Here is a 24,511-nt window from a genome sequence, read left to right as displayed (position 1 = left end):
GCCTCTGCCGAGCGTAGCGAGGTGGGGGCATGACCTGCTCCGACGAGCGGCGGCGCGCCAAGCTGCGCTCCTCCGACCTCAACGGCATCGACAGCGTGGACGTCCTCGACGACGCCCTCGTCGTCGTCCTCTTCGGCAAGGCGCCCGCGGGCCTCACGCCCGCCAACTTCCGCATCGACGGCGGCGAGCGGATCACCGGCATCACCGTCACGGCGGTGCGCCGGGAGGCCGACGCGGAACGGGAGTTGGCCGACCGGCTGGTCCTCGCCGTCGACCGGCCCGGCGATCTCTCCGCCTACCGTCTGAGCGTCGTCCGCGCCGACCCGCACGGCAGGCCGAGCACCGACCCATACCCCGGATTCGACCCCCGGCACGCGAGCGCCGCGTTCACCTTCCGGCCCGAATGCGCGACGCTCGACTGCGCCCCCGCCGACACCTGCGCGCCCGCGCACCCGCCCGCGCCCGAGATCGACTACCTCGCCAAGGACTACGCGAGCTTCCGCCAACTCCTGCTCGACCGGCTCTCGTTGACCATGCCCGCCTGGACCGAGCGGCACGTCCCCGACCTCGTCATCACCCTCGTCGAACTCCTCGCCTACGAGGCCGACCGCCTCGGCTACCGCCAGGACGCCGCCGCCACCGAGGCCTACCTCGACACCGCCCGCCACCGCGTCTCCGTGCGCCGCCACGCCCGGCTCGTCGACTACGCCATGCACGACGGCTGCGCCGCCCGCGCCTGGGTCTGCCTGGAGACCGACGAGGAACTCACCCTGCCCGCCGGGGACTTCCGCTTCCTCACGCTCGCCCCCACCGTCCTGCCCGAGCTCGGCCCCGCCCTGCTCGCCGCCGACCTCCAGCAGCGCCGCCACCTGCCGCCGTACCAGGTCTTCGAACCCGTCCACGCCGAACCCGTGCCGCTGCGCCCCGCCCACAACCTGATCCACGTGTGGACGTGGGGCGACGCCGAGTGCTGCCTCCCGGCCGGTGCCACCTCGGCCTCCCTCGCCGACGGTTCACCGGACCGCCGGGCCCTGTGCCTGCGCCCCGGCGACGTCCTGGTCTTCGAGGAGGTCCTCGGCGCCAGGACGGGCGCCCCCGCCGACGCCGACCGCACCCACCGCCAGGCCGTCCGCCTCGTCTCCGTCACCGAGGACCTCGACCGGCTCTACGACCAGCCCCTCCTGAACGTCACCTGGGCCCACGAGGACGCGCTGGCCTTCCCGCTCTGCGTCAGCGCGCGCGGCGGCCCCGACTGCACGGACCTGGAGGTCGGCGTCGCGCGCGGCAACACCGTGCTCGTCGAGCACGGCGCGAGCATCGACTGGTGCCGCCAGCCGGCGGAGCCGATCGACGTGCCGGTCGCGCCGGCGCAGGAACCCGGCTGTCCTTCGTGCTGCGCAGACGACACCGTCGGCCGGCCGGCCTACCCGCCGCTGCCCGTCCGCTTCTCCCCCGCGCTGCGCCTGCTCCCCGTGACGCAGAGCGCCCCCTTCCCCACCGACGCCGTCATCGCCGCCGCCCAGGCCGCGCGCCTCCTCGGCCTGCCCGACCGCGCCCGGCAGCGCCTCACCGCCATCTGGCACCGCCTGCCCCCGCACGACGGCACGCTCACTCCCGCCGAACGCGCCTATCTGGTCGTGCTGTTCGGCGAGGCCGTCCTCCAGCGCCTCGGTGCCGACGACCACCCGCGCGAGGCGCTGCGCACCCTGCTCGCCCGCTTCGACGACCTCCTCGCGGCCAAGCTCGCCCGCCTGCGCGAGCTCGTCCGCCGGGCGAGGGCCGGCCAGGTGCTCCGGCACGACGCCGAGGGCTGGGAGCTCGGGCAGAGCTGGGGCGAGGACGAGGCCGCGCACCTCCGCGAGGACGACCCCGCGTTCCGCGGCCCGGCCGCCCTTGCCACCACCCCCGACCCCCGCGCCGCGCTGCCCGCCGTCTGCCTCACCGACCAGGACGGCCACGACTGGCACCCCCGCCGTGACCTCCTCGACAGCGGCCCGGCGGACCGCGACTTCGTCGGCGAGACGGACGACGACGGCGTCCTGCTGCTGCGCTTCGGCGACGGCCTGAACGGCGCGGCGTTCCCCCTCGCCGACGCCCCAGGCGCGCAGTGCGCCGCCCGCTACCGCGTCGGCAACGGCACGCCCGGCAACGTCGGCCCCGAGGCGATCAGCCGGATCGTCCTCTGCGCCACCCACCAGCACGGCATCCGCGCAGTCCGCAACCCACTGCCCGCCGCCGGCGGCGTCGATCCCGAGCCCGTCGACGACGTCCGCCGCCTCGCGCCGGTCGTGCCGACCACCCGGCTCCTGCGCGCGATCACCGCGGACGACTACGCGGCGCTGGCCGCCGCCGTCCCGGGCGTCCGCCGGGCGGCGGCGGACCTCCGCTGGACGGGCAGCTGGTACGAGGCGCAGGTGGCCGTCGAGGCCTTCGGCACCGAGACGGCCCCCGACGCGCTGCTCGACGCCGTCCGGGCGGCGCTGTTCCGCTACCGCCGGATCGGCCACGACCTCGCGGAGTCCACCGCGACGCTCGTCCCGCTCGACGTCGCGCTCCACGTGCGGGTCGAGCCCGACCACGTCGCCGGGCACGTCCGCGCCGGGCTGCTGGCCGCCTTCGCCGCGCTCTTCGCCCCGGACGCGCTCGTCTTCGGCGACCCCGTCCGGGTCAGCCGGCTGGTCGCGGCGGCAGCGGCCGTCCCCGGCGTGCAGCACGCCGAAGTCACCCGCCTGCACCGCCTGTTCGCCGATCCGGCCGACCGCGGCGACGCGCTCACCAGCGGGGTGCTGCCGATCGGGCCGCTGGAGGTCGCGCAGCTCGACAACGACCCGTCCCGGCCCGAACACGGCCGCCTCGCGCTCGACTTGGAGGGCGGCCGATGACCTGCACGTCCGGCTCCTGCGCCGACACCTGCTGTACAGGCGTGGAGGCCGTCACGCCGACACCCGTCTTCAACCCGCCCGGGCAGCCCGCGCTCGCCTACCGCGCGGGCACCTACGCGACCTTCCGCGCGTCCATGCTCGCCCGGCTCTCCAGCCGCCGCGCCCTCGACCCGCTCACCACCCGCGAACCGGACGACCCCGCGATCGCCCTGCTCGACTGCTGGGCGGTGGTCGGCGAGGTGCTCACCTTCTACCAGGAGCGCATCGCCGACGAGGGCTACCTGCGCACCGCCACCGAGCCGGAGTCCCTCGACCACCTCGGCCTGCTCGCCGGCCACCGCCCCCGCCCGCCGCTCGGGTCGAGCACCCACCTCGCGTACACGCTCGACCCGGGGGCGCACACCCTCGTCCCGGCCGGGTCCGGGGTGAAGAGCCAAGCGGCGGCCGGGCAGCTGCCGCAGACCTTCGAGACGAGCGAGGACCTCGTCGCCCGCGCCGAGTGGAACACCCTCGCCGTCCGCCTCGCCGACCCGCCGGACATCACGCGCGAGAACATCGACTCGGCGCTCGTCACCTTCGCCGTGGACGGGACGACCGCCAACCTCCGCAAGGGGGACCGGCTGCTGTTCACGTTCGCCCCGACCGGCCTCGCCCCCGACGTCCACGCCCGGACGGTCGCCGAGTCCGCCGTCGACTTCACCGCCGGACGGACCGAGGTCACGCTCGTCTCCGCCACCACACCGCTCGGCGCGTTCACCGCCGCCGTCGCCGCCCTCGCCGACGCCGTGCGCACCGCCACCGGGGACGCCGTGACCCGTACCGACCCGGTGGCGGCACGCATCGTCAGCGACATCCTCACCCCGCTGGCGGCCCTGCTCCTGCCCACGCTCACCCCGGCCGGCGCCCTGTTCGAGGTCGCCCCCGAGCTCCAACGGCTCACGGAGGCCGTCGCGTTGGCGGCCCGCGGCGCGAGCTGCGCCCTCGCCGACTGGCTCGGGTCCGACTCCACCACCACCCCGAGCGCCGTCGCCACCGTCCGGAGCGACGGCGCCGCCCTGCTCGTCCTCGCCGCCCGACTGGCCCGCCGGACGGACCCCGAGCTCACCGGACTGCGCTCGCTCGCCCGCTCGCTGGTCTGCCCGGTGAGCTGCGAAGCCGACCCCACGGACGGCGGCGACGACTGCCCCGACCCCTACCAGGCCGTCGGGCTGGTCGCGTTGACGCCCGTCCTGCCGGCCCTGCGCCGCCCGCCGTCCCGCCCGCCGACGTCGGCGCGCGCCCTGGACACGTCCGTCCGGCAGCTGTTCCGGCCCGACGCGGACGCCCACCTGCGGCTGCTCGCCGCCGCCGACCCCCGGCTCAGCGGGCTGTACGACGCGTGGCGGCGCGAGCGGATCACCGACCCGCCGCCGCTCGCCGGGCTCGTGGTCCTGCGGGTCCGCGCCGCCGTCGCGCTGGCCCGGCGGAAGACGCCCGCCTCCGACAACCGCGTCGACCAGGTCCTCCTCGATTCCGTCCACGACACGGTCCTCCCCGGGCGCCCGGTCCTCGTCGGCACCGGCGACGGCACGGACACGCTCGTCCTCTTCCCCGACCGCGTCCTGCCCGCCCAGCTCGACGTGACCGACCCGAGCGGCCGGAAGATCGGTGAAGTCACCGTCACCATGCTGGAGTTCGACACCCCGGTCGAGGCGTCGAAGCTCGCCAGGGGCACCCCGCTGTGGGCCCAGGGCGAGCCGCTCACCCCCGTCGGCCCGCCGATCCCCGACGACGTCGGCGCCGCCGCGATCGACCTCGCCCAGTGCTACGACGGCCTCAAGCCCGGCCGCTGGATCGTCGTCTCCGGCGAACGCACCGACGTCCCGCACACCAGCGGCGTGCAGGCCGCCGAACTCGCCATGATCGCCGGCGTCGGCCAGCGGCTGGACCGGACGGTCGACGGCGAGCCGGTGCTCCAGCGCGGCCAGGGCCCGCAGACCCGCCTCCTGCTGGCCAACGACCTCGCCTACACCTACCGCCGGTCCAGCGTCACGGTCTTCGGCAACGTCGTCGCCGCCACCCAGGGCGAGACCCGCGACGACGTCCTCGGCAGCGGCGACGCGAGCGTGCCGGGCCAGGCGTTCCCGCTGCACTTCGTCTCCGACTCCACCCCGCTCACCTGGACCGCCGCCGACAACCCCCTCGGCGCGCAGAACTCCCTCACCCCCCGCGTCAACGGCGTCGCCTGGCACGAGACCCCCGCCCTCGCACTCAACGGCCCCAACGACCACGCCTACGAACTGCGCGGCGCCACCGTCGCGTTCGGCGACGGCGTGCACGGCGCCCGGCTCCCCACCGGCACGCAGAACGTCACCGCCCGCTACCGCACCGGCGCGGGCGCCTCCGGCAACCTCCCCGCCGGCAAGGTCAACCAGCTCGCCGCCCGCCCGCTCGGCGTCAGCGCCGTCACCAACCCGCTGCCCGCCACCGGCGGCGCCGACGGCGACGGCCCCGACGACGCGCGCACCGTCATTCCGCTGCGGCTGCGGGCGCTCGACCGGCTGGTGTCCGTCCAGGACTACGAGGACTTCACCCGGGCCCGGGCGGGCATCGGCAAGGCGAGCGCCGCCAAGCTCTTCGACGGCACCCGGGAGGTGGTGCACGTGACCGTCGCGGCGGTCGGGGACGCGCCGGTCGACCCGCTGTCCGACCTGTTCACCACGCTCGAACGCTCGCTGGTGGACTTCGGGGACATCGGCGTCCCGGTCCGGGTGGCCGCGCGGGAGCTGCGGCTGATCGTGCTGGACGCCGGCGTCAAGGTGCTGCCCGACTACGCGTGGGAGCTCGTGGAACCCGCCGTCCGGGCGGCGCTGGCGGCCCGGTTCGGCTTCGCCGCGCGGACGCTCGGGCGGCCCTCGTACCTGAGCGAGGCGATCGCGACGATCCAGGGCGTCGAGGGCGTGGACTACACGGACGTGCACGTCTTCGCGGACGTGCCCGGCGACGTCACCCCGATCCAACTGGCGCAGCTGGCCGACGGATTGACCACGGCCAGCGCCTGCCTCCCGGCACTGCCGGCCCACTTCGAGCAGATCCGGCACCGGATCGTCCGCGGCGACACGCTGACCACGGTCGCCCAGCGGTACGGCCTCGACCTCGCCGAACTCGCCGCGCTCAACCCGGCGTTGGACTCGCCGAAGCTCGACATCGGCCGCCACCTCACGGTGTACCGCGGCATCCGCCCCGCCCAACTCGCCGTCCTCCCGGCCGACGTCCCCGAGGCCCTCACCCTCCGGAGGCTCCCGTGATCGCCGACCGCCTGTACGACCTCCTCCCCGCCGTCGTCCGCACCCGGGACGCCGAACAGGGCTGGCCGCTCCGGGCGTTGATCGGCGTCATCCAGGAGCAGGCCGACGTCATCGAGGCCGACATCGACCAGCTCGCCGACGACTGGTTCATCGAGACCTGCCAGGCCTGGGTGGCCCCCTACCTCGGCGAGCTCGTCGGCTACCGCGTCCTGCCCGGCTCCGCCGAGGCCCTGACCACCCCGCCCGGCGGCACCCCCACCGAGGCCGCCCGCCGCCTCCTCGCCGCCGTCGCCGGCCGCCGCGACGTCGCCCACACCGTCGCCAACCGCCGCCGCAAGGGCACCCTCGCCCTCCTGGAGCAGCTCGCCGCCGACGTCGCCGCCTGGCCCGCGCACGCCGTCGAGTTCCGCACCCTCCTCGGCCTCACCCAGCCCGTCCGCCTCCTCGGCCGCGACCCCCGTGCCGACCGCCGCCGGCTCGCCCGCGGCCGCACGGCCGACCTCCACGCCGTCGACGAACTCGACCGCCTGGGCGGCCCGTTCGAGCGCACCGCCCGAACCGTCGACGTCCGCCGCATCGACTCGGCCCGCACCCAGGGCCGTTACAACATCCCCGAGGTCGGCCTGTTCCTCTGGCGGCTGCGCCCGTACCCCGTCACCCGCGCGCCCGCCCACTGCGACGACCGCGCCCGCACCCGCTTCACCTTCAGCGTGCTCGGCAACAGCGCGCCGCTGATCGTCAGCCCGGTCAACGCCCCCGGGGCGCGCCTCGCCGACGAGAGCGCCGTGCCCGCGTTCATCCGCCGCCGCGCCTTCGCCGAGCGCACCGCGCAGTTCTACGGCCCCGGCAAGAGCCTGTGCGTCTACGTCGGCGACGAGCCCGTGCCCCTGCACCGGATCGTGCCCGCCGACCTCACCGGCTGGCGCCACCACCCCGCCAACGACCAGGTCGCGGTCGACCCCGTCCTCGGCCGGATCGCCTTCCCCGCCCGCCACGCACCCACCGAGGGCGTGTGGGTGGACTACCACTACGGCTTCAGCGCCGACCTCGGCGGCGGCGAGTACGTCCGCCCGGTCGATCTGCGCCGCCCGCCCGCGTTCTACCCGGTCGGCAAGGGCCACCAGCTCACCGGCATCGACGCCGCGCTGCGCCGCTGGCAGGCCGACAAGGCCGCCGACCCGGGCGGCAGGCACGAGGCCGTCATCGAGATCACCGACAACGGGGACTACCTGGAGCACCTCGCCGTCACCCTCGACCCCGGCGACCGCCTCACCATCCGCGCCGCCCAGCGGACCCGGCCGCTCGTGCGCATCCTCGACTGGAGCAGCAACCGCCCCGACGCCCTGCACGTCATCGGCCCCGGCCCTGCGCCAGGTGGGAAGCCCCCGTGCATCACCTTCGACGGCCTCCTCATCGCCGGCCGCGGCCTGCGCGTCTCCGGCGGCGTCGGCGCGGTCACCGTCCGCCACTGCACGCTCGTGCCCGGCTGGTCGCTCGACCAGGAGTGCAACCCCGAGCACGTCGAGGAGGCGAGCGTCGAACTCGCCGACACCCCGGCCTGTCTGCGGATCGAGCACAGCATCCTGGGCCCGGTCGTCGTCAACGCCGACGAGGTCCACGCCGAGCCCAACCGCGTCTCGCTGCGCGACAGCGTCCTCGACGCCACCGCCCACGGCCTCGCGGCCCTGTCCGCCCCGGACCGCCGCCCGGCGCACGCCGTCGTCGACCTGCGCCGCACGACCGTCCTCGGCTCGGTCCTCACCCACGCCGTCGGCCTGGTCGAGAACACCATCGTCACGGGCTGCCTGCACGTCGACCACCGCCAGTCCGGCTGCGTCCGCTTCACCCGGCTCGGCCCCGGCTCCCGCACGCCCCGCCGGTTCCACTGCGTCGACGGCCCGCCCCTCCCCCGCTTCACCAGCACCCGCTACGGCACCCCCGGCTACGCCCAACTCGCCCAGGACTGCCCCGACGTGATCCGGCGCGGCGCCGACGACGGTTCCGAGATGGGCGCCTTCCACGACCTCTTCCAGCCCCAGCGCGAGGACAACCTGCGGCTGCGCCTGGCCGAGTACACCCCCGCCGGCTGCGACGCCGGCCTCGTGATCGTCACGTGACCGCCCCTTAGGAGCCCGTCCATGCAAGGCGACTTCTCCCGCACCACCTTCGACCCGGGCAAGCACTACTCCGCCGTCCTCACCCAGCAGGGCCGCGTCCAGCTCGACGCCGACCTGAACGAACAGGGCGCCCTCCTCCTGCACCAGCTGCGCACGACGATCGCCGACCTCCTCGGCCCCGCCGTCGCACCCGCCGTCGGCGGCGGCTTCGCGATCGACGCGGTCACGGGCAGGAAGCCCCAGGAGGACCTGAAGATCCCGGCGGGCCGGATGTACGTGGACGGCATCCTGGTCGAGAACGAGCTCGACACCACCTACTGGACCCAGCCGGACCTGCGCCTCGACCCGACCGACCCCACCGCCCAACTCCCCCAGGACAAGCCCTTCGTGGTGTACCTGCGGGTGTGGGAGCGGCTGATCACCTCCCTCCAGGACCCGGCGATCCGCGAGGTCGCCCTCGGCGACCCCGGACCGGACACGGCGGCCCGCGCGAAGACCGTCTGGCAGGTCGCCGCACTCCCGGTGGCCGCCGCCACGACCGCCGACGCGCTGACCGAGTTCGCCACCCGCCTCGCCGCCTTCCGCCCCACCGGGCAGCTGCGCGCCAGCGCCAAGCAGCCGCCGACCGTCTCCGAGGACCGCTGCGAACTGCCGCCGGACAGCCGGTTCCGCGGCCCGGAGAACCAGCTCTACCGCATCGAGGTGCACACCGGCGGCCCCGCCTGGCCCGCCACCACCGGCCCGAAGTCACGCCGCGGCTTCCTCCCCGGCGCCACCTTCAAGTGGTCCCGGGAGAACGCCTCCGTGGTGTTCCCGGTCACCGCCCTCCACGGCGCGGTCGCCACCGTCTCGGCACTCGGCCGGGACGGCAAGCTCGGCCTGGAGGTGGGCGACTGGGTCGAACTCGTCGACGACACCACCACCGGGCACGTCGCCGACGACACCGTCATCACCGACCCGCCCCGGCCCGCGCCCCGCCTGCGCCAGGTCCTCGCGATCGACGCCGTCGACCTCCTCGTCACCCTCGACCGGCAGGACGGCGACAACGACTGCGGCCTCGGCCCCCACCCGTTCCTGCGCCGCTGGGACCACCTCGCGGCGGCGGACGACGGCGCACTCCCCCTGGTCGAGAACACCTGGCTCGACCTGGAGGACGGGGTCCAGGTCCGGTTCCAGCCCGCCCCGGGCGCCAAGGCCGGCACCTACCGCCGAGGCGACCACTGGCTGGTCCCCGCCCGCACCGCCATCGGCGACGTCCTGTGGCCCCAAGGCGCCGACGGCCCCGCCGCCCAGGCCCCGACCGGCGTGCAGTACCACTACGCGCCGCTCGCCTACGTCAACGGCGCCACCATCGACGCGTCCCCCCGCAAGACCTTCCGCCCCCTGGGCAGTTGAGCCCTGCCGACCGGCAGTCCCGGACGCACCGGCGAGTGGGCCGGCAGCCGGTCGAGGGCTGTCGGCCCACTCACCGCACAGGGGCCTCGCGGCTCACAGGGCCTTGAGGGTCACAGGGCCATGAGGGTCACAGGGCCTTGAGGGTCACAGGGCCTTGAGGCCGCTCAGCAGGGCCGTGCCGACCGGGCTGCCGAATCCGGTGCAGGCGTCCCAGCCGGGCCCGGCATCGTAGGCGCCGTTGCTGCCCTGGGTGATGTCGCGCAGGATGCCGGTGGAGAGCTTCGTGTAGAGCAGCGGGTTGAGGAAGCCGACCGGTGCGCTGAGGCCCTCGTTGACGCGGCTGAGCAGCGCGGCCCAGAGCGGTGCGGCGGCGCTCGTCCCGCCGATCGGGTAGAGGCCCTGGCCGTCGACGGCCGGGATGACGACGCCGGTCACCAGGTCGGCGTCGGCGGCGACGTCCGGGACACCGCGGCCGGCGCTGTGCGGCGGGTTGGCCGAGTGCGGCACGTGGGCGCCGGACTGCCACGGCGGCACGGGGAACCAGCGGCTCACGCCGCCTCCCGTGGCGAACCCGGGGCCCTGGTCCCAGACCGTCTCGCTGGCGATGCCGCCCGTGTTCGCCACCAGGCTGGTGCCGCCGACACCGAGCACGTGCGGGCTGGACGCCGGGAAGTCGGCGTGGGCCTTCAGGTCGTTCGCGTCGTCCCTGGTGCCGTCGTCGCCGGAGGCGCAGCAGATGCTGATGTTGCGGGCGCCGGCCTGGGCGAAGGCCTGGTCGGCGGAGGTGATGGCCATCCGTGTCCACGCCGAGTTGGCGGAGTCCTCGGGGTTGCCGTAGCTGCAGGAGATCACGGTGGGCTTGTTGACGGTGTCGGTCACGATGGTGTGGATCGCGTCGACCCAGCCCTGCTCGGTGAAGACCGTGAAGTAGACGACGATCTTCGCCCCGGGGGCCAGGCCGCCGACCATCGCGAGGTCGAGCATGATCTCGGGCGTGCTGTCGGCCGGGTCGCTGCCGTCGTCGCTCCCGAGGTCGTTGCCGGGGCCGGCCACCACCACGTCGGTGATGTCCGGCATCGGGTTGCCGAGCACGTTCACGAAGTAGTTGCGCAGGGCGTCGAGGCTGTAGCCGCCGGAGGGCCGGCCGGGCTGGGTCATGCCGTTGAAGGCGAGCACGGCGATGCACTGGCCGGCGCCGGTGGTGCCCGCGGGGAACGAGTAGTGGCGGCCGAGCTCGGTCGGCAGGAAGGTGCCGGCCGGGATGCGGGCGCCGGCGACGGCCGGGATCGTCGTACGGGCGGCGGTGGCCTGGCGGGTGCGCAGGTCGGCGCCGATCGGGCGGTTGTCCAGGCCGAGGACGCCGGTGACGATCCCTTCGAGTTCGGCGGGTACGTGGACGGCGCCTTCGCGGCCGCGGTAGGTGTGCCACCGGCTGTCGCGGCCCTGGTAGCGGTAGCGGGCCAGGGTCACCTGGAACGCGTTCGAGATCTGTTCCACGGTGCCGGTCAGCTGCACGCTGCGGGCCGGCTCGTTGACCGTGCCGAGCGTCAGCCCGTGGTCGAGGGCGAAGGCCTTGACGGCGGTGATGTCGGCCGGGGCGGCCCGGTAGGCCCGGTCGACCTCGCCGTGGTCGGCGGGCTTGCGCTTGGCCGGTGGTGTGAGCGCGAATTCGAGGAGGTCGGGCGGGGCCGGCGCGGCCGGGTCGCGGCGCAAGTAGACGGTGACGGTGAGTGGTTCGGAGAGGTTGGCCGGGCCGACGACGCTCGCCCCGGCGCGCGGGGTGCGGTCACTGTCCGGGATGGGGAGGTACGGGCTGCGCGGCATGATCGCCTCCAGATGCTTCCACACGGAGCTCTGTACGTGTATCGCGCATATGTACTTTGTATACCCAGCTTCATCCTCGCCCGCATCAGGCGTCAAGCGTTCCCGCCAGGGAGTCCGGCCGGGATAGGCCGGATGTTTACCCCGTATCCCTACCGTGCATTCTCCCGCGCCGTGCCCCCGGTACAGGCCCCACAGGATCAGCGGAGCCGGGCGCGCGCGATCCCGTCGTCCGCGCCCGGGGCCGCCTGCACCGCCGCGTCCAGCAGGCGCCGCATCCCCGGAGAGGGGTTCACCCCCAACTCCCTTTGGAGCAACAGGCGGTAGGCGTGGTAGGTGTGGATCGCCTCGCTGTAGTTGCCCTCGGCGAGGTGGATCTCCAGCAGCAGCCGGTGCGGACTCTCCCGCAGGGGCTCGGCGCGCAGCGCGGCGTGGACGGCTTCGAGGGCGCCGCCGTAGTCGCCGGCGCGGAGGTCGCGCAGGGCGAGCTTCTCCATGGTGTGGAGGTAGAGCTGGCGCAGCCGTTCGCGCTCCAGCAGCACCCAGTCGTCGTACCAGCCGGGCAGGAGCTCGCGCGGGCCGCCGGCGAGCAGTACGCGCGGGTCGCCCGTCCCGGACTCTCCGATGCCGCCGAGCAGTTCGTCGACGTCGAGGCGCACCGAGGCGTGCAGCCGCAGCGTCTCGCCGGCGGCGGCGAGCACCGGGGCGGCGAGCACGGGCGCGCCGGACTGCTGGAGGCGCCACAGCGCCGTCCGCAGCCGGCCGGAGGCCTTGGCCTCGTCGGACTCCGGCCACAGCGTGCCGGCCACGAGGGCGCGGTGGGCCTCGCGGCGCAGGGCGACGAAGGCGAGGAGGCGTTGGAGCGTCCTGGTCAGGTGGACGGGTTTCGCCCCGCAGTCGAGCGCGAAGCCGTCGAGCAGCCTCAGCCGAGCGGAAACAGCCATACACCCGCCCCCTCATGCCCTCATGGATGTCCGCGTACGATCATGCCCCGCTGCGGCGCCCTCACCCCGAACGTCACGAATTCACCCTTTCGAGCGATTCCGTCACTCCGGGCTGACGTCGGGCCCGCGCCGGGCCCGCGCCTCGCCGTACGCGGCCAGGACCCCGAGGTAGCGGCGGCGGACGTCGTCCCGGTCGGTGGCCTCGGCCACCGACTCCTGGTTGAGGCGTTCGATCATCTCGGCCTGGGCGATGAGCACCCGGCACTGCTGCTCGGTCCTGGTCTCGGTCATGATCTCGGCGAGCGCGTCGAGCTGGCGGATCAGGACGGCCGGCATGCCGGGGGCGGCCTGGCGGATCTTCTCGAAGCTCCGCTGCACGAGCCGCTCGTAGCTGACGGGGACGGTCATCACCCGGATGTAGCCGTCCTCGTCCCGGTGGACGGGGTTCGGGCTCCAGTGGGCGGCGATCCGGCACAGGCCCTCGCCGAGCCAGTCGATGCAGGTCAGGGCCGTGAAGGTGTCGTTGACGGCGGTGGACAGCGCCCGGATGGCGATCTCCACGAGCTGGTCGACGGCGAAGGCGATGTCCTGGGCGAGGGTGCGGGTCGAGCCGGTGATGTGGGCGCGGGCGAAGCTGCGGGCCACCTCGGGCGCCGCCTCGGCGGGCCAGACGGTGGCGAGCTGGTGCCCCTGCACGAGGAAGTGCCCGGGCCGGTGGTCCAGCCGGATGACGGCGTCCAGTCCGGCCGCCATCCGCACGAGCGTGCGGTGCCGGACGAACTGGAGGTACCCGCTGGCGGGCGCCGGGACGGCGGCCCCCGAGGTGTCCAGCCGGACGTTCAGCTCCTCGACCGTCGGCCCCTTCGCCGCGACCCCCGCCGCCGGCCCCGGCCCGCCCGCACTCGCCTCGATGGCCTCGGACAGCTCCGTCGCGATGCTGGCGATCACCCGGGGCAGCTGGATCGACGTCGCGATGTGGTGGATGAAGAAGATCAGCACGGCGAGGTCCGCCATGACGAGCACCATGCACACGGTGATCGACAGGTGCGGCACGAAGTCCCCGTGCGTCCCGGGCCCGATGACGACGAGCGCGAGGATCGCGTACACGAACGTCCCGACGAAGGTCCCGAGGGTGAGCTGCGTGGTCCGGTCCCGGATGAAGGTGCGCAGCATGCGCGGCCCGAACTGGGTGGAGGCCAGCGTCAGCGTCACGATCATGATGGAGAACACCACGCCGACGACGGTGATCAGGGCGGCCGCGATGGCCGCGAGGATCTGCCGTGCCGCGTCCGCGGTCCCGCTGATCACCCAGGTGGGAAGCCCCAGGTCCCCCCGGTAGGCGGCCTTGTCCAGCGCGAGCGTGACCACGAACAGCACCCCGGCGAGGCCGACCTCCAGGATCGGCACGACCCACAGGTTCGTCCGCAGGGCCTCCCGCCGCCACTGCGCCTCCAGGTGGACGCCGCGGATCACCTCGCCCACCTCCCGACACCCGGCCCAGCGGAACATTTCCACCCTAAAGTGAACGGACCGGGAGCACAGCGCCGAGACCGCCCCGGAGCTCACGCCCCGGGCGGCCCGACCCGACCGTCCGCGTCAGCGGTACCAGGTCCGGATCACGGCGGCGATCTCGCGGATGTCGGCCTGCCCGTCCCGGATGCGGGCGGCGAGTTCGGCCGCGGACTTCGGTTCCACGGTGACGATCACGCCGGAGGCGCTCAGGTAGGCGGCGGCGACGACGGCCGCGAAGTGCTCGTTGGCGAACTCCAGCGGCGGGACCCGGATGAGCTGGTGCATGAGCGCGGCCGCGCGCTGGTGCGCGCCCGCGTAGACCGGCACCTCCATGACCTCGTCGACGTGGCGAGCCACAGCGGCGGCGAGGGTCCCGTAGTCGGTGACATCCGGATCCGCCGGGAGGAAATGGTGGGCGATGTCCAACAGCCACGCCCGGTCGATGCGCAGGATCACGCCGCGTCCGCCGTGCCGGGTCGGCGCGCAACGCTCTCGGGGTAGGGGCCGAACTCGGCCTCGAAGGCCGGCGCCCAGGCCTGGGAGAAGTGCGCGGCGGCGGTCAGGAAGCGCTCGCGCTGCTCGTCGGCCTCCTCCGCCAGAACCTTGCGGGCGTAGTCCGGCAGGCTCATCCCCGCCGCTTCCGCCCGCCGTTCGAGCGCTTCGTGGACCTGGTCGTCCAGCCGGACGTTCAGCTGCTTCATGCCGGACAGCGTAGCGATCCGTACAAGGCGCTACAAGCGGTGCGCCCGCTACGCCACGCGCCGGACGGCTCCCTCCCGGCGCGAACCGGGAGGGAGCTGTCGTCAGACAATGACACCTATCACTAGGGCAGTTGGCGCTTCAGGAGGAAGTTCCAGCGGTCACCGGAGTAGGGGTTCACGGGGGCGACCACCTCCCAGCCCTCCTTGCCCAGCTTCTCCAGGTCGCCGACGTTCTTGCCGCCGGGCTGGGCGATGGCCCAGCGGTACTCCCAGTGCGGGGTGGCCACCTGCGGCTTGGCCGTGGCCGCCGGGGTGGTGTCGGCGGTGGCCGCCACCGTGCCGGCCGCGGCGAGCAGCACGGTGGCCGCGGCGCCGATGGCGGCCCGGCCGAGGTAGCGGCGGGGCAGGCGGTTGACTGTTGCGTTCACGTGGTTCGGGGCTCCTAGGCGATGGTGATCGAGAAGGCGACCTGGGCCTTGGTGCCCGCGCTCGCGGTGACCAGGTCCGGCCCGGCGTGGCCCGCGGCGGTCAGCTGGGGAGCGGTGGCGTAGCCGTCCTGGTCGGTCGTGACGGCGGCGTCGTCCTTGCCGTCGGGGAACTTGAGACCGGGGCCGGGGGTGGAGAAGGCGATGGTCGCGCCCTTGACCGGCTTGCGGTCCTTGTCGACGGCCCGGACCTTGAGGCGCACCGGCACCTGCTGGCCACTGGGCACCTTCTGGTCGTCGCCGTCGACGGCCCACAGGCGTTCCACCTTGGCGGTGGTGGCGTCCACGCCGCCGGCACGGACGCTGGGGGCGGATGGGGCGGGCGCGGACTGGGCGGCCTGGCCGGCGGTGGCGGTCAGGACGACCCCGAGCACGGCGGTGGCCACGGCCGCCGCCGTGCGCTTGAGGGGCAGGCTCACGAGCGTTCCTCCTTTGAGGAGTCGGACGGGTCCGGGGTCAGCACGGCTTGAACGACTTCAGCGCGTCGTTGGGCTTGATGTGGTCTTCCTTGCCGAGGGACGCGAACTCGTGCGAGGCGCCCGTGAATCCGGCTCCCTCGTACCAGCAGTAGTGCACCGGGGAGTTGTTGACCCAGGACGAGACTCCCTCGCCCCCGGTGAAGGACCTGCCGTTGGTGAACTTGATCCGCTCGATGTTCTCGACCTGACTGCCGGGCAGGACGGCGATCGCGCCCCACGTGTAGTCGAAGCCGCCGTAGATGCAGAGCCACCCCGCCGGACACGGCGTCGCCTTGCTCTCCTTCATCTCCGGGTTCAGCAGGTGCACGCCGGGCGGGTTGGCGGTCTGCGGCCCGTCCGCGGCGGCTGCCGTTCCGCAGGTGAGTGCCGCGGCGCCGGCCAGGGCGAGGGCGGCCCTGGCCAGGCGGGCGCCCCGGCGGTTGACGGTCATGACGGTCATCTGGCTGGTCCTCACTTCGAGTCGGGCAGGGTCTCGGTCCACACGGCCTTGCCCTTGAGCGGCGCCTCCTCCATGACCGGTCCGATCCGCTGGTAACGCTGGGACTTCTTGTCGCAGTCCAGAATCCGCTCGTAGTAGCCGGTGACCTGCACGGTCTCGATGCCGACGTACCGGGTGTAGCCGACGCCGGGGCCGGCGACCAGCCGGATCTCGGTCTCCTTCTCCACCGAGTTGGTCTCGGCGAAGGCGAAGCCGTAGGAGGCGGAGAACTTGCTCTGCACGCTGGCCGAGAAGATCCCGAAGCTGGCGCTGGCCTCGGTGCTGATCTCGTAGCCGAGGTCGACCTTGTGGGAGAACTTCTTGGTCACCGACTCCTTGGTCTTGACCGTCTCGTCCAGCGGCTCGGGGCCCTTGCGGTTGTCGAGCGTGAACTTGTCGGCGATCTCGCGCTTGAACACCGGGTCGCCGACCGGCTCGAAGTGCCACTTGCCGTCGCACTCGACGGTGGGCTGCTGCGCGACTGCCGCCTGGGGCACCGCGAGCAGTGGGACGGAGGTGGCGAGCAGCGCGGCGGCGAGGGCGGCCGCGCGGGAGCGGTTCAGGAATTCCACGGCGTCCCCAGGAGCTTCATGTCGGTGGCCTTGTCGGTGCCGTCGGCGGTCCACCAGACCTGGGCGTTGGAGCCCTTCTGGATGTCGAAGTCGGCGTGGACGCTCTCCTTCGACTTGACCTGCCGCCACTCGATGTCGTTCATCCCCTTCATCGACGCGGCGCACTTCTTGAGGTCGGCCGAAGTACCCTTTCCGCCGTCGCAGTTGTAGACGACGAGCGACAGGTCGCGGTACGCGCGGCCGGTGTTGGTGAAGGTCAGCCGGCCGCCCGCGGCGGTCGGGCACCACGTGACGGTGCCGCCGGTGACCTGCATGTCAGACCCCGCCGCACCGGTGCAGGCCGGTTCGGCGGTCGGGGTCTGGGCGCCGACCGCCGGGGCGCCGGCCGAGATGGCGAAGACGGCTGCGGCTCCGGCCGCCGCGGCGATGATGCGGCCGCGGCGGGCGGGCGCGGGTGGTGAGTGGAACACGGTCCTCCCAAGTCACAAGTGATCCCCGGAACTTGGCTCCCGGGGTCGAGCACCGTGCCTAAGTGGGAGGAGCTGCTCGGAGTAACGGATGATCACCCTCCCGGTGATCATCGGACGAACCGATGTTCCCGTCGATCTTGGCCGACCTGCCGCTTTGTGATCTTCGTCGAATGCGCGTCCGAGACCTTGGAGTCGTCTCCGTCGGACCACTCACCCCCCGACCTCCGCCAGCCGTCGCCGGAGGTAGCGCCGCTCGGCCGCGCTCGCCGTCAGGCCGAGCGCCTCGCGGTACGCCGCCGCGGCCTCCGGCCGGCGGCCCAGCCGGCGCAGGAGGTCGGCCCGCGTCGCCGGCAGCAGGTGGTACCCGGCCAGCCGGGGGTCCTCGGCCAGCCGCCCCACCAGGTCGAGGCCGACCGCCGGGCCCTCGGCCATCGCCCGCGCCACGGCCTGGTTCAGCGCGACCACCGGCGAGGACGTGAGCTCCGCGAGCAGCCCGTACAGCCGTGCGATCAGCGCCCAGTCGGTGTCCGCGGCCGTGGGGGCGGTCGCGTGGCAGGCGGCGATCGCCGCCTGGAGCTGGTAGAAGCCCGGCCGGGCGGCCCGGCGCGCGGCCGTGTCGAGGACGGCGCAGCCCTCCGCCACCGACGCGGCGTCCCACCGACGGCGGTCCTGTTCCTCCAGCGGCACGAGCTCCCCGGCCGCGTTGACCCGGCCCGCGCGGCGGGCGTCGTGCAGCAGCATGAGCGCGAGCAGGGCGAGGGTCTCCGGCTCGTCGGGCATGAGTGCGGACAGCAGGCGGGCCAGCCGGATCGCCTCGGCGCAGAGGCCGGTGCGGATCAGTTCGGCGCCCTCGGTCGCGCTGTAGCCCTCGTTGAACAGCAGGTACAGGACGGCGAGGACGCCGGCGGTGCGCTCGGGCAGGAGGGGGCCGGGCGGCACCCGGTACGGGATGCCGGCGTCGCGGATCTTGGCCTTGGCGCGGACGAGCCGTTTGGCCATGGTCTGCTCGGAGACCAGGAAGGCGCGGGCGATCTCGGCGGTCGTCAGCCCGGCGAGGGTGCGCAGGGTGAGCGCGACGCGGGCCTCCAGGGGCAGCGCCGGGTGGCAGCAGGTGAAGATCAGCCGCAGCCGGTCGTCGGCGATGCCGCTCTCGTCCGCCTCGTCCGCGCCGCCGCCATCCACCGGGGCCGGCCCGGGGTCCGGGTCCATGGCGACCTCCCGGAGTTTGGCGGCCTCGGTGCGGGCGCGGCGCAGCCGGTCGACGGCCCGGTTGCGGGCCGTCGTGATCAGCCAGGCGCGCGGGTTGTCGGGGACGCCGTCGCGGCCCCAGCGCTCCAGCGCCTTGGTGAAGGCGTCCTGGGCGCACTCCTCGGCGAGGTCCCAGTCCCCGGTCCAGCGGATCAGGACGGCGACGATGCGGCCCCACTCGGAGCGGAAGGTCTCGGCGACGGCGTCCGCCGCGCGGTCGGTCAGCGCTCCCAGATCGGTCTCACCTCGATCGTCCCGTGCCGGGCACCGGGGATCTTGGAGGCGATCTCGATCGCCTCGTCGAGGTCCCGGGCGTCGACCATGTAGTAGCCGCCGACCTGCTCCTTCGTCTCCGCGAAGGGGCCGTCGGCCACCAGCACGTCGCCGTCGCGCACGCGGACGGTGGTGGCGTCGGCGGTCGGCCGCAGGCGCTCGCCGCCGAGGAGGACGCCGCGGCGGCCCATCTCCTCGCCGAAGGCGGTGTACTCGGCGAGCATCGCCGCGCCCTCGTCGGGGCCGAGGGCGCCGATGGCGTTCTCGTCGGTGCAGATGATCAGCAGGTATCGCATGTCGTCCTCCTCGCAACAGTCCCTGGACCGAGTGGACCGGAGTCCCGAAATCGGTCGGTCACAGATGGGACGAACGGGACGAAGCCGGATGGACCACTCCATCCTCCGACGTCACCGCGCACCCGGCCATCGCTGTCCTCCGGACGCGTTCCCGTTCGTCCCACCCGTGCAAGCCACCCACCCCGAGGAGGTGCGTCCCGATGACCACCGCCACCGCACAAGCCGCCCCCGCGCGGCCGGCCCGGCAGGCCTGGACCCTGGTCCTCGCCTCGCTGGGCGTCTTCATGACCGCCCTCGACACCCTCGTCGTCACGACCGCCCTGCCCGCGCTGCGGATCTCCCTGCACGGCGGCCTGTCCGACCTGGAGTGGACGGTCAACGCCTACAACCTGTGCTTCGCCTGCGCGCTGCTCACCGGCGCCGCGCTGGGCGACAGATTCGGCCGGCGGCGGATGTACGCCGTCGGGCTGGCCGTGTTCACGGCGGCCTCGGCCGCGGCCGCGCTCTCCCCGACGGTCGGCGCGCTGATCGCCGCCCGGGCCGTGCAGGGCGCGGGTGCGGCGCTGGTGATGCCGCTGACGCTCACCCTGATCAGCGCGGCGTTCCCGGCCGGGAAGCGCGGCATGGCGATCGGCCTGTGGGGCGGCATCGCCGGGCTGGCGGTGGCGGCCGGTCCGGTGGTCGGCGGCGCGGTCGTGCAGGGGATCAGCTGGCACTGGATCTTCTGGCTGAACGTGCCGATCGGCCTCGCCCTGATCCCGCTCGCGGCGACCCGCCTGCGCGAGAGCTTCGGTCCGCGGCCGCGCCTGGACGTACCCGGGTTGCTGCTCGCCGGGGCCGGGTTCTTCGGCCTCACGTGGGGGCTGGTCCGTTCGAACACCGTCGGCTGGGCGAGCGGCGAGGTGCTCGGGTCGCTGCTCGCGGGCGCGGCCGTCGTCGGCGCGTTCCTGTGGTGGGAGCGGCGGGCCCCGGCGCCGATGCTGCCGCTCGCGATGTTCCGGCGCCGCAGCTTCTCCGCGGCCAACGGCGTGAGCTTCTTCCTCTACGCGGGCCTGTTCGGCGCGCTGTTCCTGATGGCGCAGTTCTTCCAGACGGCGCAGGGCCTCACCCCGATGCAGGCGGGCCTGCGCCTGCTCGCCTGGACGGCGGCGCCGGTGGTGGTCGCGCCGCTCGCCGGACGGCTGGCCGACCGCTACGGGAACCGGCCGTTCATCGTCCTCGGCCTGCTGCTCCAGGCCGGCGGGCTCGCCTGGGTCGCCGGGATCGCCCAGCCGGCCTCCGGCTTCGCCGCGCTGGGCGTCGCCCTGGCGATCGCCGGGACCGGCACCTCCCTGGTGTTCCCGACCGTGGCCAACGCCGTCGTCGAGTCGGTCGACGACCGGGACGTCGGCATGGCGGCCGGCGCCAACAGCGCGATGCGCGAGCTCGGCGGCGTCTTCGGCGTGGCCGTCCTGGCCTCCGTCTTCGCCCGCCCCGGCGCGTACTCCTCGCCCGCCGTGTTCGTCGACGGCTTCACCACGGCGCTGTGGGTGGGCGTCGGATTCTCCGCCGTCGGCGTCCTGGTCGGCCTGTTCGGCCTCAAGGGCAAGGCCCCCGCGCCTACTCGGCGTGGATCACCGACAGCGCGTGTTCCCGCGCGCCCGTACTCAGCATCGCGTTGAGCTCGTCGAACAGGGCGCCGGCGCTGACCCCGTTCCAGCCCGGGGGGAGCAGCGAGAGCGGCAGGCCGGGGTCCCGGTACGGGAGGCGACGCCACTGGGTGAGCATCGGGACGTAGACCCGGAAGGCCTCCAGCGGGGTGACGCCGGAGGTCTTCACCCGGTCCAGGACCGGGCGGTGGCGGGCGAGGAACTCTGCGTACAGCTCGGCGAGTTCGTCGAGGTCCCACCAGCTGCGCACCTTGGAGCGCAGGTCGCCGAAGGCGTAGTGCTCGCCGCTGAAGATGTCGACGTAGGCGGCGAGCCCGCGGCGCTCCAGGGTGCGGCGGGTCTCGGCGGCGAGGTTGCCCGGCGCCACCCAGACGCCGGGCGCCGCGGTGCCGAGGCCGAGCCGGGTGAGGCTGGTGCGCAGCTCGTGGCGCTTCTGGCGCTCGGACTCGGGGACGGAGAAGACGACGACGATCCAGCCGTCCTCGGGCACGGCGCGCACGCGCTCGAAGATGCGGGCGTCGCCCTCGGCGAGCGTCTCCAGCACCGACGGGACGAGCGCGTACCCGGCGGCGCCCCCGTGCCGCCCGCTCTCCAGGACGCCACGCCGCTTGAGGCGGGAGATGGACGAGCGGACGGCGGGCGGCTCGACGCCGAGGTCGCCCATCAGGCGGACCACCGACGCGACGGAGAGCCAGTTCTCCTCACCGCGCGCGTACAGGCCGAAGGTGGTCGTGATCAGGGGGCCGTGCCGCGCGTCGCGGCCGGCCGCGGGGGACTCCTCGTGCCCGGCCGTCACAGGTGCGCTCTCCTCGTCTCGGGCCGGCATCGTGGATCAAGCCCGGTGTTGATCAAGCTCGGCCGCGGGCAGCCTATCGCCTCTGCGGGTCATCACATCAGCGACGTCCGCACGACCCGGTTGCGCAGCTCGCCGAGCCCGTCGACGCGCGTGACGACGACGTCCCCGTCGCGCAGGAAGACCTGCGGGTCGCGGGCGCTGCCGATGCCGCTCGGGGTGCCGGTGAGCAGGACGTCGCCGGCGCGCAGCGTCATCCCCAGGCTCAGCTCGGCGATCAACCGGGCGATCGGGAAGGCCATCCGGGCGCTGGTGGCGTCCTGGCGCGGCTCGCCGTTGACCTCGCAGCGCACGCGCAGGGCGCCCGGGTCGGGCACCTCGTCGGCGGTGGTGAGCCAGGGGCCGAGGGGCATGGTGGCGTCGATGCTCTTGCCCTTGAGCCACTGGCCGCCGTGGGCGCGCTGGAGGTCGCGCTGGGAGACGTCGTTGGCGACGAGGTAGCCGAAGACGTGGCCGAGGGCCTCGGACTCCGGGATCGACCGGCCGTCGCGGCCGATGACGAGGGCGATCTCGGCCTCGTAGTCCCACTGGGCGGAGAGTTCCGGGTCGTAGGCGATGTCGTCGGCCGGGCCGATGACGGTGTCCGGGCCCTTGGTGAAGAAGGTGGGCCGGTCGGGCCGCCCGGCCGGGTCCTGGCCGCCGCGCTTGCCGCGGGACTCCTCGAAGTGGTCCCAGTAGTTCCACCCGGTGCACAGGATGTCGCGGTTGAAGTGCTGCAACGGCGACTCCAGTCGGACGTCCGCGAGCGCGACGACCGGCGCGTGCGCCACCGCGGCCCGCGCCGCCGCCAGGCCCTCCGGCCCGCCGCGCACGAGGACGTCGACCGTGCCGAGCCACTCGGGCAGCAGGGCCAGGGCCTTCGCGTCCTCGTCGACGGCCCCTGCGCGCGGCCGGCCGTCGACCGTCAGGGCTGCGAGCTTCATCGTTGCGGTACCTCCGTTGCGACCGTCAGGGAAGATCGATCCACCGTGCACTCGTCACGGCGCCCGGTTCAGGTGCCCGATTCACGGCGATCCACTCGCGCTGCCCGATGCGCGGTGCTCCACCCCCGCAGATCGGCTCACGCCGCGGGCCGCACCAGCCGCTCGTCCGGGATCACCGCGACCCCGAGGATCTCGATCAGCGCCTCCGGCTGCCACAGCGCGGTGCAGCCGATGCCCGCCATCGCCGGGTAGACCGGGCCGGCCAGTTCGCGCCAGACCTCGCCGATCTCCTTGCCGTGCGCCTGGTAGTCGGGGATGTCGGTCAGGTAGATCGTCACGCTGACCAGGTCCTGCGGCTCGCCGCCCGCCTCGCGCAGGGTGGCGAGGACGTTGCCGAATGCCTGCCGGAACTGCTCCACGATGCCGCCCGGCACGATCCGCATGCCGGCGTCGAGGGCGGTCTGTCCGCCGAGGTGGAGGATGTTGCCGGCCAGCGTCCCGTGCGAGTAACCGCTCGGTTTCGGCAGGGAGCTCGGGTTGACGGGCACCGGCGTCATGCGGCCTCCATCGTGTGTCGGGGCGAGATGTATTGACACTAGATGACGGTCGTGAAAAAAACGAGATACCGATCCCGAGAAACGGAGCCGTCCGCATGGAGCCCGATCTCAGCAAGTACCAACTCGACGGCGACAATTCGATGTACCGCCTCCCGAGCGGTCTGGTCGCCCCCGTCGTCACGCGCCGCGGCATGGAGGACCCGGGCACCGCCGACTCCGGCGGCGCCGTGCGGATCTCGGGCGTGAGCATCCAGCACACCCCCGCCCGCCGGCTCTGGTTCGGCCAGGTCAGCAACGAGCCCGGCTACCGCTCGGTGACCCACCACCACGGCGAGGCCGAGACCGGCGGCTACGTCCTGGAGGGCCGCGGCCGCATCTACTTCGGCGAACGGTTCGAGGACTACGTCGACATGGAGCAGGGCGACTGGGTCTTCGTGCCCCCGTTCATGCCCCACATCGAGTGCAACCTCTCGCGCACCGAGCGCCTCGTGTGGATGACCACCCGCACGCCCGAGAACATCGTCGTCAACCTGCCGGACGTGGCCGACGACGACCTGCGCGACTGGACGGACCGCTGATGGCCGCCGATCCCACCTCCGAGGCCTTCACCTCGGCCGTCACCCTCAAGCCCGCCGAGCCCGAGCACTTCGACCTCGCCTTCACCGCCACCACCCAGCCCTGTCCGTGGCCCAAGGCCTACGGCGGCGACCTCGTCGCCCAGGCCGCCGCCGCCGCGATGCGCTCGTTGACGGACGGCAAGTCGCTGCACTCGATGCACGGTTACTTCCTGCGCCCGGCCGACATCGGCGCCGACGTCCGCTACGAGGTGGAGGTCCTGCGCGACGGCCGCGGCTACAGCACCCGCCAGGTGCGCGGCTACCAGAACGGCAAGCCGCTGTACGTCTGCCTGGCCAACTTCGCGGCCGGCGAGCCCGGTGGCACCTTCGCCGCCGGCTTCGACGGCTCGCTGCCCGCCCCCGAGGACCTGCCGAGCTCCGCCGCCTACCTCGCCGACCGCACCGGCGGCACGATGACCGACGCGTCCAAGGCCTACTGGTCCGGCGGCCGCAGCTTCGACATGCGCCACGTGCCGGGCCCCGTCTACCTCACCGTCGAGGGCGAGCGGACCCCCCACCAGGCCGTCTGGATCAAGCCGTTCGACCACCTGCGGCCCGTCGAGGGCCTCACCGACGCGCAGCGCGACCAGGCCGCCCTCGCCTACGTCTGCGACTACACGATCCTGGAGCCCGTCCTGCGCGTGCTCGACCTCGCGTGGGCGCGGCCCGGGCTGGTGACGGCGAGCCTCGACCACGCCATGTGGTTCCACCGGCCGGGACCGGTGGACGACTGGCTGCTGTACGTGCAGGAGGCGGTCGCCGCCGACAGCGGACGCGGGCTCGGCACGGGCAGGTTCTTCACCCGCGACCACCGCCACCTCGCCACCGTCGCCCAGGAGGGCATGATCCGCACCACCTGATCGTGCCTGTCTTCGAACCCCCGCCTGCGTGGCGGCGTCTGGGCACGCACCTCGCCGCGTTGTCGTCGGTCGCCGATGTCCCCCAGCCTGAC

22 protein-coding genes are annotated in these 24,511 nt (G+C 73.8%); 7 read left to right on the top strand and 15 right to left on the bottom strand.

What is annotated here, in order from left to right:
• The first annotated feature begins 29 nt into the window (after window positions 1-29).
• From ACFVU9_RS32265 to ACFVU9_RS32250, 4 genes are read left to right on the top strand one after another with little or no spacing between them, the layout of a single operon-like run.
• Window positions 30-2,882, top strand: coding sequence for a putative baseplate assembly protein (locus ACFVU9_RS32265; RefSeq protein WP_387599525.1), 2,853 nt, complete (start codon window positions 30-32; stop codon window positions 2,880-2,882).
• Window positions 2,879-6,169, top strand: a complete 3,291-nt coding sequence (locus tag ACFVU9_RS32260) for a putative baseplate assembly protein (RefSeq protein ID WP_387599522.1) — start codon at window positions 2,879-2,881, stop codon at window positions 6,167-6,169. The genes ACFVU9_RS32265 and ACFVU9_RS32260 overlap by 4 nt, the downstream gene beginning before the upstream one ends.
• Window positions 6,166-8,286 (top strand): hypothetical protein, encoded by a 2,121-nt coding sequence (locus tag ACFVU9_RS32255; protein WP_387599519.1) that lies wholly within the window; start codon window positions 6,166-6,168, stop codon window positions 8,284-8,286. The genes ACFVU9_RS32260 and ACFVU9_RS32255 overlap by 4 nt, the downstream gene beginning before the upstream one ends.
• Before the next feature lie 21 nt (window positions 8,287-8,307).
• Window positions 8,308-9,681, top strand: a complete 1,374-nt coding sequence (locus tag ACFVU9_RS32250; protein WP_387599516.1) for a DUF6519 domain-containing protein — start codon at window positions 8,308-8,310, stop codon at window positions 9,679-9,681.
• Between the two features lie 144 nt (window positions 9,682-9,825).
• On the opposite strand, the gene ACFVU9_RS32245 is transcribed toward ACFVU9_RS32250, so the two are convergent.
• The 12 genes from ACFVU9_RS32245 to ACFVU9_RS32190 form a co-directional block, all read right to left on the bottom strand.
• Window positions 9,826-11,505, bottom strand: a complete 1,680-nt coding sequence (locus ACFVU9_RS32245) for a protease pro-enzyme activation domain-containing protein (RefSeq protein WP_387599513.1) — start codon at window positions 11,503-11,505, stop codon at window positions 9,826-9,828.
• 197 nt (window positions 11,506-11,702) lie between these two features.
• On the bottom strand, window positions 11,703-12,446 hold the full coding sequence (locus tag ACFVU9_RS32240; RefSeq protein WP_380491123.1) for a BTAD domain-containing putative transcriptional regulator: 744 nt from the start codon (window positions 12,444-12,446) through the stop codon (window positions 11,703-11,705).
• Window positions 12,447-12,548: 102 nt separating this feature from the next.
• A complete protein-coding gene (locus ACFVU9_RS32235; protein WP_380440847.1) occupies window positions 12,549-13,928 on the bottom strand; it encodes a DUF2254 domain-containing protein in 1,380 nt (459 codons plus the stop codon).
• A gap of 114 nt (window positions 13,929-14,042) precedes the next feature.
• Window positions 14,043-14,414 (bottom strand): fic family toxin-antitoxin system, toxin component, encoded by a 372-nt coding sequence (locus ACFVU9_RS32230; RefSeq protein ID WP_387599510.1) that lies wholly within the window; start codon window positions 14,412-14,414, stop codon window positions 14,043-14,045.
• Window positions 14,411-14,659 carry a plasmid mobilization protein gene (locus ACFVU9_RS32225; protein ID WP_380440851.1) on the bottom strand — a complete coding sequence of 83 codons (249 nt, stop codon included), beginning with the start codon at window positions 14,657-14,659 and terminating at the stop codon, window positions 14,411-14,413. The genes ACFVU9_RS32230 and ACFVU9_RS32225 overlap by 4 nt, the downstream gene beginning before the upstream one ends.
• Window positions 14,660-14,781: 122 nt before the next feature.
• Window positions 14,782-15,087 (bottom strand): hypothetical protein, encoded by a 306-nt coding sequence (locus ACFVU9_RS32220; RefSeq protein WP_387599507.1) that lies wholly within the window; start codon window positions 15,085-15,087, stop codon window positions 14,782-14,784.
• A 14-nt stretch (window positions 15,088-15,101) separates the two neighbouring features.
• Window positions 15,102-15,563, bottom strand: a complete 462-nt coding sequence (locus ACFVU9_RS32215) for a hypothetical protein (protein ID WP_387599504.1) — start codon at window positions 15,561-15,563, stop codon at window positions 15,102-15,104.
• Between the two features lie 37 nt (window positions 15,564-15,600).
• Complete coding sequence (locus ACFVU9_RS32210; protein ID WP_387599501.1) at window positions 15,601-16,062, bottom strand: peptidase inhibitor family I36 protein; 462 nt, start codon at window positions 16,060-16,062, stop codon at window positions 15,601-15,603.
• Between the two features lie 11 nt (window positions 16,063-16,073).
• Window positions 16,074-16,673: a hypothetical protein gene (locus tag ACFVU9_RS32205; RefSeq protein WP_387599498.1), complete on the bottom strand. Its 600-nt coding sequence runs from the start codon at window positions 16,671-16,673 to the stop codon at window positions 16,074-16,076.
• Window positions 16,661-17,143 carry a hypothetical protein gene (locus ACFVU9_RS32200; protein ID WP_387599495.1) on the bottom strand — a complete coding sequence of 161 codons (483 nt, stop codon included), beginning with the start codon at window positions 17,141-17,143 and terminating at the stop codon, window positions 16,661-16,663. Before ACFVU9_RS32200 ends, ACFVU9_RS32205 begins: the two co-directional genes overlap by 13 nt.
• Before the next feature lie 210 nt (window positions 17,144-17,353).
• Window positions 17,354-18,616, bottom strand: coding sequence for an RNA polymerase sigma factor (locus ACFVU9_RS32195; protein ID WP_387599567.1), 1,263 nt, complete (start codon window positions 18,614-18,616; stop codon window positions 17,354-17,356).
• On the bottom strand, window positions 18,613-18,960 hold the full coding sequence (locus ACFVU9_RS32190; protein WP_380440910.1) for a YciI family protein: 348 nt from the start codon (window positions 18,958-18,960) through the stop codon (window positions 18,613-18,615). Before ACFVU9_RS32190 ends, ACFVU9_RS32195 begins: the two co-directional genes overlap by 4 nt.
• Before the next feature lie 200 nt (window positions 18,961-19,160).
• On the opposite strand from ACFVU9_RS32190, the gene ACFVU9_RS32185 reads away from it, so the two are divergent.
• A complete protein-coding gene (locus tag ACFVU9_RS32185) occupies window positions 19,161-20,621 on the top strand; it encodes a DHA2 family efflux MFS transporter permease subunit (protein WP_387599492.1) in 1,461 nt (486 codons plus the stop codon).
• Here the strand turns inward: ACFVU9_RS32185 and ACFVU9_RS32180 are convergent.
• From ACFVU9_RS32180 to ACFVU9_RS32170, 3 genes are all read right to left on the bottom strand, one after another.
• Window positions 20,560-21,435 carry a PaaX family transcriptional regulator C-terminal domain-containing protein gene (locus tag ACFVU9_RS32180; RefSeq protein ID WP_380440868.1) on the bottom strand — a complete coding sequence of 292 codons (876 nt, stop codon included), beginning with the start codon at window positions 21,433-21,435 and terminating at the stop codon, window positions 20,560-20,562. The genes ACFVU9_RS32185 and ACFVU9_RS32180 overlap by 62 nt on opposite strands.
• A 62-nt stretch (window positions 21,436-21,497) precedes the next feature.
• On the bottom strand, window positions 21,498-22,385 hold the full coding sequence (locus tag ACFVU9_RS32175) for a fumarylacetoacetate hydrolase family protein (RefSeq protein ID WP_387599489.1): 888 nt from the start codon (window positions 22,383-22,385) through the stop codon (window positions 21,498-21,500).
• A 137-nt stretch (window positions 22,386-22,522) separates the two neighbouring features.
• Window positions 22,523-22,942, bottom strand: coding sequence for a RidA family protein (locus tag ACFVU9_RS32170; protein ID WP_380491098.1), 420 nt, complete (start codon window positions 22,940-22,942; stop codon window positions 22,523-22,525).
• Window positions 22,943-23,037: 95 nt separating this feature from the next.
• Here ACFVU9_RS32170 and ACFVU9_RS32165 point away from each other — a divergent pair, with 95 nt between their 5' ends.
• Entirely contained in the window at window positions 23,038-23,520 is a 483-nt protein-coding gene (locus tag ACFVU9_RS32165; RefSeq protein WP_387599486.1) for a cupin domain-containing protein, read from the top strand.
• A complete protein-coding gene (locus tag ACFVU9_RS32160; RefSeq protein WP_387599483.1) occupies window positions 23,520-24,419 on the top strand; it encodes an acyl-CoA thioesterase in 900 nt (299 codons plus the stop codon). Before ACFVU9_RS32165 ends, ACFVU9_RS32160 begins: the two co-directional genes overlap by 1 nt.
• Window positions 24,420-24,511: the final 92 nt, after the last annotated feature.

The organism is Kitasatospora sp. NPDC057936 (genome assembly GCF_042887525.1).
Lineage (GTDB): Bacteria > Actinomycetota > Actinomycetes > Streptomycetales > Streptomycetaceae > Kitasatospora.
Note: the sequence above shows the minus strand (reverse complement) of the source record. Positions and strands in the feature narration are given on the sequence as shown.

Excerpts from the sequence above, each read along its gene's own strand:
- ACFVU9_RS32265 (WP_387599525.1), top strand. The coding sequence starts at position 30 with ATGACCTGCTCCGACGAGCGGCGGCGCGCCAAGCTGCGCTCCTCCGAC.
- ACFVU9_RS32260 (WP_387599522.1), top strand. The coding sequence starts at position 2,879 with ATGACCTGCACGTCCGGCTCCTGCGCCGACACCTGCTGTACAGGCGTG.
- ACFVU9_RS32250 (WP_387599516.1), top strand. The coding sequence starts at position 8,308 with ATGCAAGGCGACTTCTCCCGCACCACCTTCGACCCGGGCAAGCACTAC.
- ACFVU9_RS32245 (WP_387599513.1), bottom strand. The coding sequence starts at position 11,505 with ATGCCGCGCAGCCCGTACCTCCCCATCCCGGACAGTGACCGCACCCCG.
- ACFVU9_RS32240 (WP_380491123.1), bottom strand. The coding sequence starts at position 12,446 with ATGGCTGTTTCCGCTCGGCTGAGGCTGCTCGACGGCTTCGCGCTCGAC.
- ACFVU9_RS32225 (WP_380440851.1), bottom strand. The coding sequence starts at position 14,659 with ATGAAGCAGCTGAACGTCCGGCTGGACGACCAGGTCCACGAAGCGCTC.
- ACFVU9_RS32210 (WP_387599501.1), bottom strand. The coding sequence starts at position 16,062 with ATGACCGTCATGACCGTCAACCGCCGGGGCGCCCGCCTGGCCAGGGCC.
- ACFVU9_RS32190 (WP_380440910.1), bottom strand. The coding sequence starts at position 18,960 with ATGCGATACCTGCTGATCATCTGCACCGACGAGAACGCCATCGGCGCC.
- ACFVU9_RS32185 (WP_387599492.1), top strand. The coding sequence starts at position 19,161 with ATGACCACCGCCACCGCACAAGCCGCCCCCGCGCGGCCGGCCCGGCAG.
- ACFVU9_RS32180 (WP_380440868.1), bottom strand. The coding sequence starts at position 21,435 with ATGCCGGCCCGAGACGAGGAGAGCGCACCTGTGACGGCCGGGCACGAG.
- ACFVU9_RS32175 (WP_387599489.1), bottom strand. The coding sequence starts at position 22,385 with ATGAAGCTCGCAGCCCTGACGGTCGACGGCCGGCCGCGCGCAGGGGCC.
- ACFVU9_RS32170 (WP_380491098.1), bottom strand. The coding sequence starts at position 22,942 with ATGACGCCGGTGCCCGTCAACCCGAGCTCCCTGCCGAAACCGAGCGGT.
- ACFVU9_RS32165 (WP_387599486.1), top strand. The coding sequence starts at position 23,038 with ATGGAGCCCGATCTCAGCAAGTACCAACTCGACGGCGACAATTCGATG.
- ACFVU9_RS32160 (WP_387599483.1), top strand. The coding sequence starts at position 23,520 with ATGGCCGCCGATCCCACCTCCGAGGCCTTCACCTCGGCCGTCACCCTC.